Raw genomic sequence first — 14,830 nt, forward strand, 5'->3', positions numbered from 1 at the left:
GAGCCGTGGCCCGGTCAGCCGCCGGCCGCGGGCGCAATCCGGGCCGCCTCGATCTCGCGCAGCTCCGCCGCGAGGATCTGGCCGATCTCGGCCAGCGCCGCCGGCTTCATCAGGTCGTTGTGGTTGCGGTCCAGGTAGTGCGCCTTGATCTCGCCCCCCACGTACGGGCGCCAGGTCTCCGGCGTCGGGGAGATGTCGACCTTGTCGAGGGAGGCCACCAGGACCGTCGCGTCCCCCGGGTAGAGGCTGGGCTCGACCTCGTGGACGAGCGTGCGCCCGTTGGCGTACACCCGGCCGATGGCCTCGATGTGGTGTGGTTCGAGGCTGGCCAGCGAGCTGCCGAGCTTGCGCAGGATCCCCATGACCTTGTCGTACGTGAGCGGTTTGCGGCCCAGGTAGCGGCGGTCGTGGCCGACCCAGCGCAGCAGGTCGGCGAGGATCTCCTGCTCGCCCAGCTCCGCGAGCCGCTGCCCGGGATAGGTGTCGAGGATGCCGAGGAGCCCGACCTCCTCGCCGGCCGCCACCAGTTCGCAGGCGATGACGTGCGCGGCGATGCCGCCGGAGGAGTAACCGAGCAGGTGGTAGGGCCCCTGTGGCTGCACCTTGCGGATCTGCTCGATGTAGTCGGCGGCCATCTCCCCGAAGCTGGACGGCATGGCATCCACACCGTTCAGGCCCCGGGCCTGCAGGGCGTACACCGGAACGTCCCGGTCGAGGTGCTTGATGATCCCGGCGTAGGACCAGCCGAGCCCGCCGGCGGGATGGATGCAGAACACGGCCGGGCGGCTGCCGTGCGGGCGCAGCGGCAGCACCACGTCGAGTGGGTTGCCCTCACTGACCTCGCCTGCGATCCGCTCCTCCAGCAGAGCCGGCGTGGGCGCCTCGAAGACGCTGCGGATGGTGAGTTCGGCGCCGAGGGTGGCGCGGATCCTGGCGATCAGTCGGCTGGCGAGCAGGGAGTGGCCGCCCAGGTGGAAGAAGTCGTCGTCCATGCCGGTGCGCGGCAGGCCCAGCACCTCGGCGAACAGCTCGCACAGGATCTCCTCGCGCGGCGTGCGCGGGGCCCGCCCGGAGGAGGCGGCGCGCTCCGGCGCCGGCAGCGACCTGCGGTCCAGCTTGCCGTTGGCGGTCACCGGCAGCTCGGACAGGACCACGAACGCCGACGGGACCATGTAGTCGGGGAGTTCGGCGGCCAGGTCCGCGAGGAGGGCGTCGGTGTCGGGCGTGGAGCCGTCGACCGGCACCAGGTAGGCGACGATCCGCCGGTCTCCCTCCTTGTCCTCCCGGGCCAGCACGGCGGCGGCGCGCACGGCCGGGTGCCGGGCGAGCACGTTCTCGATCTCGCCGAGTTCGATGCGCAGCCCGCGGATCTTGACCTGGTCGTCGGTGCGGCCGAGGTAGACCAGCGCGCCGTCCTCGTCCCAGCGGGCCAGGTCGCCGGTGCGGTACATCCGGCTGCCGGGCGGCCCGTACGGGTCGGCGACGAAGCGCTCGGCGCTCAGCCCCGGGCGGCCGAGGTAGCCGCGGGCCAACTGGACACCGGCGAGGTACAGCTCACCGGGAACGCCGGGCGCGACCGGGTGCAGCGCCGAGTCGAGCACGTGGGCGCGGGTGTTCCAGACCGGTCGGCCGATCGGCACCGGACCGGTGGCCGGCGGGCACTCCCAGCAGGTCACGTCGACGGCTGCCTCCGTGGGCCCGTACAGGTTGAACAGACGGGCCCCCGGCAGGGACAGCAGGAAGCGGTCGCACAGCTCCCTGGGCAGGGCCTCGCCGCTGCACACGACCCGGCGCAGGCCCGTGCAGCGGACCGCGTCCGGCTCCTGGAGGAAGAACTGGAGCATCGACGGCACGAAGTGCGCGGTGGTGACCGACTCGGTGCGGATCACCTCGGCCAGGTACGCCGGGTCCTTGTGCCCCTCGGGACGGGCGACGACCAGGGTGGCGCCGGTGATCAGCGGCCAGAAGAATTCCCAGACCGACACGTCGAAACCGGAGGGCGTCTTCTGCAGGACCCGGTCGGCGGCGCCGAGGCCGAAGCGGTCCTGCATCCACAGCAGCCGGTTGACGATGGCCCGGTGCGAGACGACGGCGCCCTTGGGGCGGCCGGTGGAGCCCGAGGTGTAGATCACGTACGCGGGGTGGTCGCCGGTCGGAACGGGACCGCCGAGAGGCTCCTCGGGCTGGGCGGCGAGCAGCTGCGCGGTACGGGTCCCGTCCAGGACGAGCGAGGGCACCGGCAGGCCGTCCGGCAGTCGCCGCGCCGTCTCGGCGGTGGTGAGCAGCAGCAGCGGCCGGGCGTCGGTGAGCACGAACCGGATGCGCTCGGTCGGGTAGTCGGGGTCGACGGGCAGGTAGGCGGCGCCTGTCCGCAGCACCGCGAGAAGCCCGACCACCAGCTCCTGTGAGCGGGGCACGGCCAGCGCCACCAGGCTCTCCGGACCGATTCCGCGCGTGCGCAGCACGTGGGCCAACCGGTCGGCGCGAGCGTGCAGTTCGCGGTAGGTGAGGGAGTCGCCCTCGAAGCGGAGCGCCTCGGCCTCGGGAGTGCGCCGGGCCTGCTCCTCCAGGAGCGCGGTCAGGGTGGTGTCCGGCACCGGGTGGGCGGTGTCGTTGTGGGCACGCAGGACGACGTCGCGTTCGGTGCCGGCGGCCAGGTCGAGGCGCCCGACGGCGGTGTCGGGGGCGGCCGTGGCCAGCCGGTCCAGAAAGCCCATGAAACGGCGCTGGTGGGCGGCGATCTCGGCGTCCGAGTAGAGCGCCGGGTTGGCGTCGAAGTCGACCTGCAGGCCCCGGCCGTCGGAACGCTCGTAGACGATGACGGAGAGGTCGTCGGAGGGACCGATGGAGAGGTTGTGCACCACCGCAGCGCAGTCCCCGAAGCGCAACTGGTAGTCGAACATCATGATGTTGATCTCGGGACCGGTGAGCCGCCCGCCGCCGTTCAGCAGCCTGCGGTCCCGGGCCAGGTCCTCGTAGCGGTAGTGCTGGTGCTTCACCACGGCGCGCAGTTCGGCCGAGACCTGGGTCAGCAGCTCTGCCAGAGTGGCGCCCTGGCGGACGGGCACCCGCAGCGGCACCACGTTGGAGACCATGCCGGGCACGGAGCGGGCGGCGCGGCCCAGGCGGCAGGAGACCGGGACGCCGAGCACGACCTCGTCTACGCCGGTGGAGCGCTGGAGGTAGAGGGCGGCGGCGGTCATCATCGCGGCCGGCCAGGTCACGCCGACCTCGCGGGCGAGGTCCCGCAGGCCCTCCACGGCCTCGCCGGGCAGGAACTCGGTGTGGCGCACCAGTCCGTGCGCCATGACCGGCGACCGGTCGGACAGGCCGACCGGCTCCGGGCAGTCGGCGAGCCGCTGCTGCCAGAACTCGCGGTCGGCGGTGAAGCGTTCGCCGGCGCGGTACGCGGTGTCGGCGGCCACCAGGTCGGCGACCGAACCGAACCCGCTGTCCTCGGGCTCACGACCACTGGCGAACGCGGTGTACACGGCGGCGGCACGGCGGGCCAGCACGGCGACGGCGAAGCCGTCCACCGTGACGTGGTGGTAGCGGTAGAACCACAGGTGGCGGTCGTCGGCCACCCGCACCAGCGCGAAGCGGAACAGCAGGTCACGGCGCGGGTCGACGGGCTGCGACAACAGGCCGCGCATCCATTGCACCGCCGCCTTGTCCGGGTCGGCCTCGCCACGCAGGTCCCTCCGCTCCAGGGTCCAGGAGGGGTCGCGCAGGGCGATCTGCCGCAGGCCCGCGTCGTCCTCGACGACACGCATCCGCAGCGCCTCGGTCTCCCGCACGAGTCGGCGCAGCGCCCGCTCGAAGAGGGAGGTGTCCAGGCTGCCGCGGATCTCCAGGTATTCCGCGGCGTTGAAGACCGGGTTCTCAGGGTCGAGCTGCTGGGCGTACCAGATTCCGGCCTGGGCCGCGGTCAGCGGTATGCCGTCTCCACCAAGCACGATTCTCATCCACCCCTAGCAGACAAAGCCAACAATCCCCGACAGCCGGATCCGGAGAAATTCCGACCGACGGTTCCGGGGCGCCGACTGAACCCTCGCACCGCGCCAATTTCCGGACAACGCCCACTGCATCAACCTGCCAACCGGCCGCGAAGACGGGGAACGGGCGTTGGCAGATAGGTGCCAACGCCCGTCCCCGAGCCCACCGCCGCAACCGGTGTACCGGTCAGGCGCCCATCGCCTGGACCAGGCTGGCCGGGCGCATATCGGTCCAGTTCTCGTTGATGTGGTCGAGGCACTCCTGCCGGCTCGCCTCGCCGTGCCGCACGGTCCAGCCTGCCGGAACCTCCGCGAACGCGGGCCACAGGGAGTGCTGCCCCTCCTCGTTGACGAGCACGTAGTAGTTCGCGCTGTCATCCTCGAACGGATTGGTCGCCATTTCTGCTCATACCTTTCTAGTCTTTGCTTTCCGCGGCGCCGGTCACTTCGCGATCTTGGCCCGCGCTGTTTCCACGAAATCCGGGAGCCGGTCGACGCCCCAGTACTTCTCGAAGCCGACGACGAAGAAGGGGACACCGAACACCCCGTCCCGGTGAAGGGAGTTCAGGGCGGCCATGCCCTGCTCCCGGATCCCCGGGTCGCGGTGCGCGTCCGCCAGGGCCTGCGGATCGACGCCGATCTCCTCGCCGATCGAGACCATGGTGCCCGGCTCGGAGATGTCCTCGCCGATCTCCCAGCGGCGCCGGTACGTCGCGTCGATGAACTCCCGTCCGACGCCGAGCTGTGCGGCGGCGAGGTAGGCGAGGTGCGCGACCTCCCAGCGCGGCGCGGTGTCCACCGGCCAGACCATGTCGAGGTCACGGGCCCGGGCGAGCCGCCGTACGTCCTGGAGGATGTACAGATGCTTCTCCTTGGACATCGGGACGTAGGGCAGCCGCACTCTGTCCCGCTCCAGTTCCTCGATGGTCTGCTCGTCGGGCTCCCAGAACGGCAGCCATTCGATCGCCTCGGCCACGTCCGGGTAGTGCTTCATCAGGTCCCGGTAGGCCATCCAGGAGTAGGGGCTGCGGAAGTTGAAGTACCAGCGCGGTCCGCGTCGTGCCATCACCGTCTCCAAGGGTCGTCTGTACGGGCTTGTCCGGTGGAGCCGCAGGTCAGAGGGTGATGCCGCCGTCGATCTGGAGCACCGCGCCGGTGATGTACGCGGCCCGGTCCGAGACCAGGTAGGCCACCAGGTCGGCGACCTCCTCGGCGGTTCCCATGCGGCGCAGCGGGATCGACTTGAGGGCGTCCGTGCGGGCCTTGTCGTTCATCTCGGCGACCATGTCGGTGTCGATGAAGCCGGGGGCCACCGCGTTGACCCGGATCCCCGAGCGTCCGGTCTCCTTGGCCAGGGCGCGGGAGAAGCCGATGATCCCGGCCTTGGAGGCGGAGTAGTTGGTCTGGGTGCCGTGCCCGTAGACCCCGGCCACCGAGGAGATGTTGACGATGGCACCGCTGCGCCTCTTCATCATGCCGAACACCACGGCGCGGCAGGCGTGGTAGACGCCGTCCAGATTGGTGTCCAGGACCTGCCGCCACTGCTCGTCCTCCATGAGGACGAGCGGGTTGTCGCGGGTGATGCCGGCGGCTGTGACGCACGCGTCGATGGGACCGAGGGTCTCCTCGACGGTCTCGATCCAGGAGCGCACCGCGGCGCCGTCGGCGACGTCGACGCGGGTGCCCAGCACCCGGACGCCCCACGCGTCGGCCTCCTTCTCCAGGACGCGGGCCGCCTCGTCGTCCGAGCGGTAGCAGAAGGCCACATCGTGGCCGTCGCGGGCGAGGGCGCGGACCGTGGCCCGGCCGATGCCGCGCGAACCACCGGTGACCAGCGCCACCGGCGGGGTTCTCGTGCTCTCAGTCATCTCACGTTCCTTGTTCTATGACGGGTCGTCAGCCATCGGTGGGCCGCAGCGCTGAGGCGGGACGGAAGGCCATGACGATCCGCTCCACGGTCATCACCGTCTCGTCCCCCGACAGGGACTCGCCCTCGAACAGCACGTTGTCGTCGATCAGGTGGCTCTGCCGGACCCGGTGCGTCAGGACCTCGCCCGGCAGCACAGGCCGGTGGAACTCGACCCCGGTCATGCCACCGAAGAGCATCACCCGGCCCTGCAGCACGTCGGGGTTGGGCGCGTCCCAGGTGGCGAGGACGCCCGCGGCCTGGCACCAGGACTCCACGAGCAGCGAGGACGGGTACGCGAAGTCCTCCTCGGCGCTGTCCGGGCCCAGCTTCTCGTACCACGGCTCGTTGCAGCTGACCGCCTTCAGCGCGACCAGCCGCTCGCCGGGCACGACCTCGGTGAGCCGGTCGACGAGCAGCATCGGGAAGCGGTGCGGCAGCCGGGCCCGTATCTCACGCTGTCCGATCACCGCTGCGCTTCCTCACTGCGGCGCGCGGCGTAGCGCAGCCGCACGCTGGCGGCCGGGCCGCCGGCGGTGCTGAGGTTGGCCCGGCACTGCCACTGGCCGTCGGCCGTCTGCTTCCACCGCATGGCGATGTCCACCCGGTCTCCGGGAAAGACCGGCCCGGTGAACCGGGTGGACTCGACGGCGACCAGCGCCGCGCCCTTCGCGCCCTTCGGCGCGGTGGCCAGCGCGCCCTGGTGGGTGCCCTCCACCAGGCAGACTCCGGGGAAGATCGGGAAGCCGGGGTAGTGCCCTGGCAGCACGGTCTCGCCGGAGCCCACCTCGAACCGGGCCGCGGTGGCGAACTCGTCCTCGCCGGGCAGCGCTTCGACCGTCCCGGTGAGCGGACTGGCCGCGGCCATCAGGCCCGCACCGCTGCGGACTTGCTCAGCAGCAGCTCGTAGGCGCTCTGCAGGTTGACGATCTGCTTGAGATCGGACTCCGGCAGCTTGATGCCGTACTTCTTCTCCAGGACCACGACGACCTCCAGGGCCATCAGCGAGTCGACTTCCAGGTCGTCGACGAACTTCGCCTCGTCGGTGATCGCGGCGACGTCGACGTCCAGCACCTCGGCCACGAGAGTGCGCAGTTCTTCCTTGTCCAGCATGTGAGTTCCCTTGGTTCGATGGGTTGGGCAGGAGGTCGCTCAGCGCAGGCCGAGCAGGGCGCAGCCGACACTGCCGGCACGGTCAACGGAGGTGATCACGCCGATCCGTCCGTCCGGCCGGTCGGCCGCGTACGAGAGGAGCGCGGCCGTCTGGAAGGCGGCGGCCGCGGCACCGGTGTCACCGATCAGTGGAGTGGGCGTGCAGTCGGCGACCTCGTGGCCGCCGAACACCTCGCGCACCGCCGCCGCCTCGCCGGCGCCTTCCCGGCCGGGGGCGCCGCAGCGGGCGACGGCTGCCACCTCGGCCGGCTCGGCACCGGCCCGGCGCAGCGCCGCACGCAGGCAGGCGACGAGGGCGGGGGCGGGGTCGCCGTCGAGGACGACACCGAGTTCTACGGCGCGCACCTCGGCGAGCACCGGCTGCTCGGGGTCGGCCGGGCCCGGCGGTTCGAGCAGGAACATCGCACAGCCCTCGCCGAGCGGGGGCACCTGGCCGCGGTCGGTCTCCGGCTCCGCGCTGTGGTGTTCCAACCAGGCCCGGGCCTGCGAGAACTCCTCGGCAGCGCCGCACAGCACGGTGCGAGCCCGACCGGAGCCGAGCAGGCGGCGCGCATAGTTGAGGGCGTGCAGCCCAGCCGTGCGACCGCCCGCGATGGTCGCGTTGGGGCCCTTGAGCCCGTACCAGATGGCGCTCTGTCCAGCCGCGCAGTTCATCACGGTGTTGGGGAAGCGGGCCGGGTCGACGAAGAAGGGCTGCTGTGAGGTGAACGAGTCCCGGGTGAAGTCCATCATCGACTGGGCGCTGCCGGTGGTGGTGCCCAGGACGAAGGCGGCGCCCTCTCCGGTGCCGACGGCGCGGTTTCGCGCGGCGTCGTCGAGCAGCGCGCCGGCCGCGGCGACCGCGAGCCCTGTGACCCGGTCCATGGACCGGGTGCCCTTCCTGCCGAGCGCCTTGCGGACGTCGAAGCCCGGCACCAGGCAGCCGACGCCGTCCGGGGTGATGCCGCTCTCGACGTCGAGGCCGGTGACGGTGGCGCGCCGTTCGCGCAGGCCCTCGGCATACGCGTCCCTGCCGATGCCGTACGGCGACACGGCCGACCAGGCGGTGATCACCGGGTGTCTGGTGCCCGTGGTGACAGTGGTCATGACCGTCACTTGTTCCTTCCGTTGAGCAGGTCGAGGTCTGGGGAGCGGGCGCGGCCCGCTCGGTCGGCGACGCCCGGCGGGCGCGCCCGGGATCAGAGGAAGAAGACCATCCGGTACTCCCCCCAGCGCGCCGCCATCTCGTCCTTGCCGGCGAGCCGGATCCCCTCCAGCACCGGTCGGGGCGAGCCGAGCGCCGTGAGCGCGGGCTCCTCGACCCAGACGCCGACGCCCGCGTCGAGCAGCCCCCGCAGCCCGCTTCGCGGATCGCTCAGGGTGGCGATCGAGCGGTTTCCGACGCGCAGGGCCGGCGGCGGGACCGCGGCCAGTGCGTAGCTGGCCGCCGATCCCCGCAACAGCAGGTCCAGCCCCCCGAGTTGACGGTGCAGCTCGGTAGCGAGGTACAGCTCGTCGAAGAACTGCTTCTCCAGGGCACCCCGGTAGCCGCGCTCCACGATCGCGAGAACGCGTTGTTGTTCGTCCATCAGATCACTCCGACGAGAAGCGTCTTGTCGGATGCGGCGACGTTGGCGGCGTAGCCGGCGGGCGGCCTGAGCACCACCTGCGGCAGGTGCTCGGTCACCCCCCGGTCGTCACTGCAGAACCGGCAGCCGTACCAGTGAAGACGGTCCGGGAAGGCGGCGAGGAGTTCCCCGGCGAGGCCCGGCGGGGACAGGTAACTCCCGTTCCAGTCGGCCAGGTTCCGGGGCTTGTCCGGGCCTTGGCCGCGCTGTGTCAGCAGCGTCGCGTACCCGCAGGTCCACACCTGCACCGACGCACCGCGCTCCAGCAGCGCCTGGGCGAGCCGGAGGGCGCTGGTGACCTGGTCCGAGGCGTGGGGCGCGCCCATGAGAGTGAGCAACACGTCGGTGTGCGGAATGCTCCTGGCCACTCAGTGCCACACCACCCGGGTCGTCGGGTCGAGGACCCAGGCCGCCACGTCGTCCATGCCCGCCACCCGCAGCCCGGGGCGGAGTCTCGCGTCGTCCAGCCCGCGCTGCGTGAGCGAGAAGCCGTCCGCGGCCAGGACCCCGCCTTCCTCCTGGAAGCGGTCCAGGTCGGCGTCGCTGCCCGCCACCGCGAGCAGCACGCCGTCCTGCACGAGGAACAGGACGGTGGACCGGCCCTGGCGCAGCTGGACGACCGCGTCCCGCCGGAAACCGGCGGGCTCTCCGGCGCCCTGGCTCTCGATCAGCACGAGGCTTCCGGGGGCGCCGCCCCCGGGCTCCTCGTGCACCCCGTTCTGTGTCACGCCCGCGTGGCCTTGCCGTTGAGGGCGTCGAGGACCCGCTGGTCGAAGTTGACCAGCTTCCAGTCGCGGCGGTTCTCGATCAGCGCGTAGCCGTGCACGATGCGCCCGGTGGCGGTCTTCACCAGCTTGCCGTCGCGCAGCACGTACCAGTCCATGCGCGAGGTGTACGTGAAGTCCTTGAAGACCTCCTCCACCGTGTAGACGGTGTACAGGTCCTCCTCCATCAACGCCTCGTCGAGGATGCGGATGTCGGAGCGCGGCACCACGGGGATCCAGCGGCGGTCGTCGAGCAGGGTCTTGATGGAGATGCCGCGGTCGGCCACGAAACGGTCCTTGCCCTCCTCCATCAGCCGCAGGTAGCCGGACATCTGGATGCGCTCGGTGAAGTGGCAGTACGGGTACGGGATGTTCCACTTCCAGGCGTATGCGTTCCGCCCCTCGGTCAGCGAGGCGAGGATCGCCTCCTCGTTCGGGGCCGCGGTGCCCGCTTCGCGCTCCAGGTCGTCGCCCAGCGCGGCCACTGCGAACCGGGCGAGCGGCTCGGGGACCTCGCCGGCCGCCTCCAGGTAGGTGTCCCGCCGGAGCGAGACGCGGACCTTGGAGGTGACGGCCTTGACCCGCTCGCCGTCGCGCTCGACCTCGATGGTGACCTTGAACCCCAAAGTGGTGTCGTCGTCCTTGGTCCACGGCACGACCACGGCCTCGGCGACGTCGTCCATGTGGAAGGCGTGCAGGATGCGAGTGTCGAGGCCGACCAGGTCGAGGCCGAGGCCGTGCTCCTCGTACAGGGCGCGGGCGGGGAGCCCGGCCTGGCGGAACGTGTCCAGAACCGCTTCCTCGACCATGTAGTTGACGTGCTTGAAGCCGATCCAGGTGCAGATGTTGGAGCCCTCGTAGCGAGGACGCACCTGCGTGGTGGTGGCGGTGGTGAGCAGTTCCTTGACTGCGGTGTCCGTGACGAGGGTCATCGCTGGAGCTCCAGGGTGTTGAGGGATGCGCCGCTCCGCTCGGGAGAGGCCGCGGTGTACGCGCGGACGAAGCCGCCCACCTCGGCGGCGAAGTCCTCGGCCGCCTCGAGCATCGGGAAGTGTCCGCAGCCGGGCAGGACACGGACCTCGGCCTCGGGGAGGACGCCGGCCAGCGCCAGGCCCTCCTCGGGCGGGGCCGCGAAGTCGGTCTCACCGGCCAGGACCAGCACGGGGAGGGTCAACCGGCCGATGTCCAGGGTCGGGGTGCGCAGGTAGAGGTCGAAAAAGCGCATCCACCCGTAGGGGCCGATCCGGTCCCGTACCCGCTCGGCCATGGCACGCTGCACGTCGAAGGGCGAGCGGCGGGCCGAGTGGGCACGGATCCCGGCCTCCATGATCAGGTGGAAGTCGTTGAGGTAGTAGCTGATGGTGTCCCAGTCGAACTCCTCGGCGCGGGCCCGGTAGAACGGTGAGACCAGGACCATGGCCCGGATGCCGAGCGCGCCGGCCCCGTCAACCCCCTCGCGCCGCCTGCGGTCGAGGAGGTCGAGGAGAACGTTGGCCGCCATGGAGTGGGCGACGACCACCTGCGGGCCGCCGGGCACCGCCGCGAGCGCCTCGGCGAGGCGGCCCGCGAGGTCGGGCTGCGCGCCGAGGCCGTCGACGGTCTCGGTGCGCCAGGGAAGCCGCGCGGTCCACACCTGGCAGTGCGCCGCGAGCAGGGGCACGGCGCGCTCCCAGACGCTGTCGTTGGCGGCGAGCCCGTGCAGCAGCAGCACCCGGGGCCCGTCGGACTGGGTGCGCTGCCGTACCGAGACGGGGCGCGGGTCGACGTCGTTGTCCACGGGGATCGTCCTCCTCCTCAAGCCGCTTGCGGGGCCAGGAGCAGCAGGTCCGCGCAGGCGTCGTGGCCCTCGCCGCCGGTCACGGCCCGCACCGGCTCGCGCAGCCCGGCGTCGAAGCGGCCGACGGCGGCGGCCACCTGGAGTACCCCGAGGGCGCCGGAGCCGACGCCGAGGTGCTCGGGCAACTCCCAGCGCAGGCCCGTGCCGTCCGGTTCACCCGCTCCCCTGCGGTAAGCACCGACTTCGGCGCGCACCGTGGCGGAGCGCTCGCCGGCCGCGGCCGCGGACTCCAGGACCAGGGCGGCCCCACCGTCCACGCTCCTGCGGTCGCCGAGAAGGCGGCGCACCACCTCGTTGTCGGGTTCGACGCCCAGCACCAGGAAGCGTTCGGCCCGGCCCGCGGCGATCATGGTGACCGCCCAGTGCACGGCGTCCAGGCCGGAGGTCTCGCCGTTGCAGACCATCAGGTTGGGGCCGCGCAGCCCGAAGCGGATCGCCGCCGAGGAGGCGATGACGTTGCTGGAGGCGTTCGGCAGGTCCATCGGGCTGGTGGCCGTGACGGTTTCCTCACGGATGGTGTCCAGGGCCCGCGCCACCGTGTCCAGGTTGCCGAAGTTGGAGCTGGCGACGATGCCGGTGCTCGTGGCGGGCACGGTCAGGCCCTCCTCGTCGAGCAGTCCGGCGTCCCTCAGCCCGGCCGCGCTGAGCGCGTACGCGAGTTGGGTGGCCCGGTCCTTGTAGCGCAGCCCCTTGCGGCCGACGAGGTCGGCCGGGGCAACGGGCGCGCCCACCGGGTCCGGTCCGTCGACCAGGGCCTGTACGGAGTCGGCGCCCGGCAGCAGCACGGCGGCGCCGGTGACGAGCACGGTGGCCCTGGTGGTCGCACAGGTCGGCGTGGTCGGTGTCATCGGGGGCCCTCCACAATGGCCACGGCGTTGATGCCGCCGAATCCGAACGCGTTGAACTGGGCCAGCTCCAGCCGCTGACCGGTGGCGGCCTGGCCGGTGACGAAGCGGAAATCGGCGGCCTCGTCGACGGGGTCGTCCAGGCCCACCGTCGGCGGCACCCGCCCCTCGCTCAGCGCGCGGACCCCGACGACCAGGCCCAACAGCCCGGAGGCGCCGGAGGTGTGCCCGGTCATGGACTTCACGGCGGTCATCAGCGGGGTCCCGGCTGCGTCGCCGAGCACCTCGCGCAGCGCCGCGGCCTCCGCCTCGTCGTTGAGCAGGGTGCCGGTGCCGTGCACCATCACCAGGTCGATGTCGGAGGCCTTGACCCCCGCCGCGTCGTGCGCTGCGCGCATAGCCTCGGCGATGCCCTCCGGGGAGGGGGCGGTCACGTGGTACGCGTCACAGTTCACGGCCACCCCGCGCAGCCGCCCGTACACCCGGTCGGCGCCCTCGTCGGTGCGGCGCAGCACGATCGCGGCGGCGCCGTCGCCCATCAGGACGCCGGTGCGGTTGCGGTCGAACGGACGCACTCGGTCCGGGGGTTGGGGGTGCACGCGTTCCAGCAGCCCGTACATGGACTCGGTCAGCACGTCGACGCCGGCCACGATGACCGTGTCGGGCGCGCCCTCGCCCTCCTGCGCAAGCAGGTCGCAGGCGAGCGCCAGCGCGTACAGCGAGGCGGAGCAGGCGTTGGAGAAGGTGTGGCTGACGTCGGCCTGGAATCGCTCCCGCAGCGCGGTGCCGAAGTGCAGCCCGGTTTCGGTGAAACCGACGCCGTCGCGCCACCACAGCTCCATGGAGCGCAGTTCCCGCAGACCGGTGCCGACCAGAACCGGGATGCCGCTGAGGTCCTCGCCGAGCCCCGCGTCGGCGGCGGCTTGCCCGACGGCGTCGAGCAGCAGCCGGGTGGCACGAGCGGGTACGTCCTCGCCCGGGGCCGGGCGGTCGTCGACCTCGTAGGCATGCTGGGCGCGGAACCTGGTGCGGTCGAAGCCGCGCAGTTCGGCACGCCCGGTGGTGCCCCGGCACAGGGCGTCGAAGAGCTGGTCGACACCCGTGCCGATGGACGCGACCGCGCCCATGCCGATGATGGGGCGGTTCGTCATGACGCCTCCGCGGTCGGGTCGTACCGGCCCAGCAGCACCGCCGCGTTGTTCCCGCCGAAGGCGAGGCCGTTGTTCTGGACGACCCGGAGGTCGGCCGCCACGGCCTCGTTCGGCACGCAGTCCACGGCGCACTCGGGGTCGGTGGTGACATGGTTGATGGTGGGCGGGATGAAGCGGTTCTCGATGGCGAGGGCGCAGCCGATGGCGCCCAGCGCGCTGGCCGCGCCCATGGCGTGACCGAGCATCGACTTCATGGAGACCGTGCGCGGCGGGGTGTCTCCGAAGACCTGGCGGATGGCGCCCGCCTCGGTGATGTCGTTCGCACTGGTGCCGGTGCCGTGCGCCGAGACGAGGTCCACCTCGTGCGGGGCGACCCCCGCGTTGTCCAGGGCGAGCCGCATCAGGTCCGCGACGCTGTTCTGAGCGGGCGCCACCTGGTGATGGGCGTCGCAGTTGAGTCCGTAGCCCAGTACCTCGGCGTAGATGTGGGCGCCGCGCTCCAGGGCGGACTCCAGCCGCTCCAGGACCAGTACGCCCGCGCCTTCACCGGTGAGGATGCCCTTGCGGTCGGCGTCGAACGGCTGGCAGCGGTCCGGCGCGATGGTGCCCAGGCGGTAGAAACCGGTGAAGGTCTTGCGGCACATCGCGTCCGCGCCGCCGCAGAAGGCGAAGTCGGCCTCGCCCGAGCTGACCGCGTCGAAACCATAGCCGATGGCGTAGTTGCCCGCCGAGCACGCGGTGGGGATGGTGAGCGCCTCCACGTTGGTCAGGCCCAACTCCTGGGCGACGGCGACCGACAGTCGCCCGGCCGGGATGCGCCGGGCGACCGTGGACGTGAACGCCCCGATGCCGTCGGCGAGTTCACTCTCGACCAGCTGGTCGAGGTCGTAGCTCTCGCCGTCGGTGGTGCCGATGGAGATCAGCCCGCGTCGGGCGCGCAGCCGGTCCAGGTCCAGTCCGGAGTCCTCCAGGGCCATCCGGGAGGCCGCCGTCGAGAACTGCGCGGCCCTGCCGAGCTGTTCGGGCTCCAGTGTCCTGATCCAGTCCCGCGGGTCGAAGTCGGTGATCTCGCACCCGTTCGCGTAGGCGAAGCCCTCGGTGTCGAACACCGTGATGGGCCGAGCTCCGCTGCGGCCCTCCCTGAGCCCCTGGAGGAACTCCTTCGCACCGAGTCCGATGCTGGAGACCACCCCGAGCCCGGTGAGGACCACCCGATGCCGCTCCGGCCGTGTCCCGCCGGGGCCGCGCACTGCCGTCGTCATGCAAACCTCCCAGTCCGCGACGCGGATTCGACTACCAGCCGGCCGACTCCGCGACGACGTCGTAGACGCCCTTGAGATTCACCATGCGCGGCAGCTCGCTCTGGTTGATGACGGTGCCGAACTGCTTTTCCAGGGCGGCGAGGATCTCGATCGCGCGCAGCGAGTCGGCGCCGTGATTCTCCTTGAAAAGGCTGACCTCGGTGACCTCGTCCTCCTCGATCTCAAGAATGTCGCAGACGATTTCCTTGATGGTTTCCATACGCTCGTCACGGATGGCAGTCGTCACGCCA

General features: G+C 71.5%; 17 protein-coding genes. All 17 read right to left on the minus strand.

Going from position 1 to position 14,830, the window contains the following annotated elements; translation table 11 throughout:
* Positions 1 to 14: 14 nt before the first annotated feature.
* Complete coding sequence (locus AC07C1_RS05730; protein ID WP_478937116.1) at positions 15 to 3,965, minus strand: amino acid adenylation domain-containing protein; 3,951 nt, start codon at positions 3,963 to 3,965, stop codon at positions 15 to 17.
* 217 nt (positions 3,966 to 4,182) lie between these two features.
* Positions 4,183 to 4,395 carry an MbtH family protein gene (locus tag AC07C1_RS05735; RefSeq protein WP_478937117.1) on the minus strand — a complete coding sequence of 71 codons (213 nt, stop codon included), beginning with the start codon at positions 4,393 to 4,395 and terminating at the stop codon, positions 4,183 to 4,185.
* Between the two features lie 42 nt (positions 4,396 to 4,437).
* Entirely contained in the window at positions 4,438 to 5,061 is a 624-nt protein-coding gene (locus AC07C1_RS05740) for a DsbA family protein (protein WP_478937118.1), read from the minus strand.
* Between the two features lie 49 nt (positions 5,062 to 5,110).
* Entirely contained in the window at positions 5,111 to 5,863 is a 753-nt protein-coding gene (gene fabG / locus AC07C1_RS05745; protein WP_478937119.1) for a 3-oxoacyl-[acyl-carrier-protein] reductase, read from the minus strand.
* 28 nt (positions 5,864 to 5,891) lie between these two features.
* Entirely contained in the window at positions 5,892 to 6,371 is a 480-nt protein-coding gene (locus tag AC07C1_RS05750; RefSeq protein ID WP_478937121.1) for a 3-hydroxyacyl-ACP dehydratase FabZ family protein, read from the minus strand.
* Entirely contained in the window at positions 6,368 to 6,769 is a 402-nt protein-coding gene (locus tag AC07C1_RS05755) for a 3-hydroxyacyl-ACP dehydratase FabZ family protein (RefSeq protein WP_478937122.1), read from the minus strand. The genes AC07C1_RS05750 and AC07C1_RS05755 overlap by 4 nt, the downstream gene beginning before the upstream one ends.
* On the minus strand, positions 6,769 to 7,014 hold the full coding sequence (locus tag AC07C1_RS05760; RefSeq protein WP_478937124.1) for an acyl carrier protein: 246 nt from the start codon (positions 7,012 to 7,014) through the stop codon (positions 6,769 to 6,771). The genes AC07C1_RS05755 and AC07C1_RS05760 overlap by 1 nt, the downstream gene beginning before the upstream one ends.
* 39 nt (positions 7,015 to 7,053) lie before the next feature.
* Entirely contained in the window at positions 7,054 to 8,160 is a 1,107-nt protein-coding gene (locus tag AC07C1_RS05765; RefSeq protein WP_478937125.1) for a beta-ketoacyl synthase N-terminal-like domain-containing protein, read from the minus strand.
* Between the two features lie 92 nt (positions 8,161 to 8,252).
* The gene (locus tag AC07C1_RS05770) at positions 8,253 to 8,642 is read right to left on the minus strand and encodes a hypothetical protein (RefSeq protein WP_478937127.1); all 390 of its coding nucleotides are present in this window, start codon (positions 8,640 to 8,642) and stop codon (positions 8,253 to 8,255) included.
* Positions 8,642 to 9,049 carry a hypothetical protein gene (locus tag AC07C1_RS05775; protein WP_478937128.1) on the minus strand — a complete coding sequence of 136 codons (408 nt, stop codon included), beginning with the start codon at positions 9,047 to 9,049 and terminating at the stop codon, positions 8,642 to 8,644. Before AC07C1_RS05775 ends, AC07C1_RS05770 begins: the two co-directional genes overlap by 1 nt.
* Positions 9,050 to 9,409 carry a hypothetical protein gene (locus AC07C1_RS05780; protein WP_478937129.1) on the minus strand — a complete coding sequence of 120 codons (360 nt, stop codon included), beginning with the start codon at positions 9,407 to 9,409 and terminating at the stop codon, positions 9,050 to 9,052. It lies immediately after the preceding gene.
* Positions 9,406 to 10,377 (minus strand): acyl-CoA thioesterase family protein, encoded by a 972-nt coding sequence (locus tag AC07C1_RS05785; protein WP_478937130.1) that lies wholly within the window; start codon positions 10,375 to 10,377, stop codon positions 9,406 to 9,408. Before AC07C1_RS05785 ends, AC07C1_RS05780 begins: the two co-directional genes overlap by 4 nt.
* Complete coding sequence (locus tag AC07C1_RS05790; protein ID WP_478937131.1) at positions 10,374 to 11,222, minus strand: alpha/beta fold hydrolase; 849 nt, start codon at positions 11,220 to 11,222, stop codon at positions 10,374 to 10,376. The genes AC07C1_RS05785 and AC07C1_RS05790 overlap by 4 nt, the downstream gene beginning before the upstream one ends.
* Positions 11,223 to 11,239: 17 nt before the next feature.
* Positions 11,240 to 12,130, minus strand: a complete 891-nt coding sequence (locus AC07C1_RS05795) for a beta-ketoacyl synthase N-terminal-like domain-containing protein (RefSeq protein WP_478937132.1) — start codon at positions 12,128 to 12,130, stop codon at positions 11,240 to 11,242.
* Positions 12,127 to 13,278 (minus strand): beta-ketoacyl-[acyl-carrier-protein] synthase family protein, encoded by a 1,152-nt coding sequence (locus AC07C1_RS05800; protein WP_478937133.1) that lies wholly within the window; start codon positions 13,276 to 13,278, stop codon positions 12,127 to 12,129. Before AC07C1_RS05800 ends, AC07C1_RS05795 begins: the two co-directional genes overlap by 4 nt.
* Positions 13,275 to 14,540 carry a beta-ketoacyl-[acyl-carrier-protein] synthase family protein gene (locus AC07C1_RS05805; protein ID WP_478937134.1) on the minus strand — a complete coding sequence of 422 codons (1,266 nt, stop codon included), beginning with the start codon at positions 14,538 to 14,540 and terminating at the stop codon, positions 13,275 to 13,277. The genes AC07C1_RS05800 and AC07C1_RS05805 overlap by 4 nt, the downstream gene beginning before the upstream one ends.
* A 31-nt stretch (positions 14,541 to 14,571) precedes the next feature.
* Positions 14,572 to 14,799: an acyl carrier protein gene (locus tag AC07C1_RS05810; protein ID WP_478937235.1), complete on the minus strand. Its 228-nt coding sequence runs from the start codon at positions 14,797 to 14,799 to the stop codon at positions 14,572 to 14,574.
* Positions 14,800 to 14,830: the final 31 nt, after the last annotated feature.

This window comes from Streptomyces sp. NPDC045022 (genome assembly GCF_056432605.1).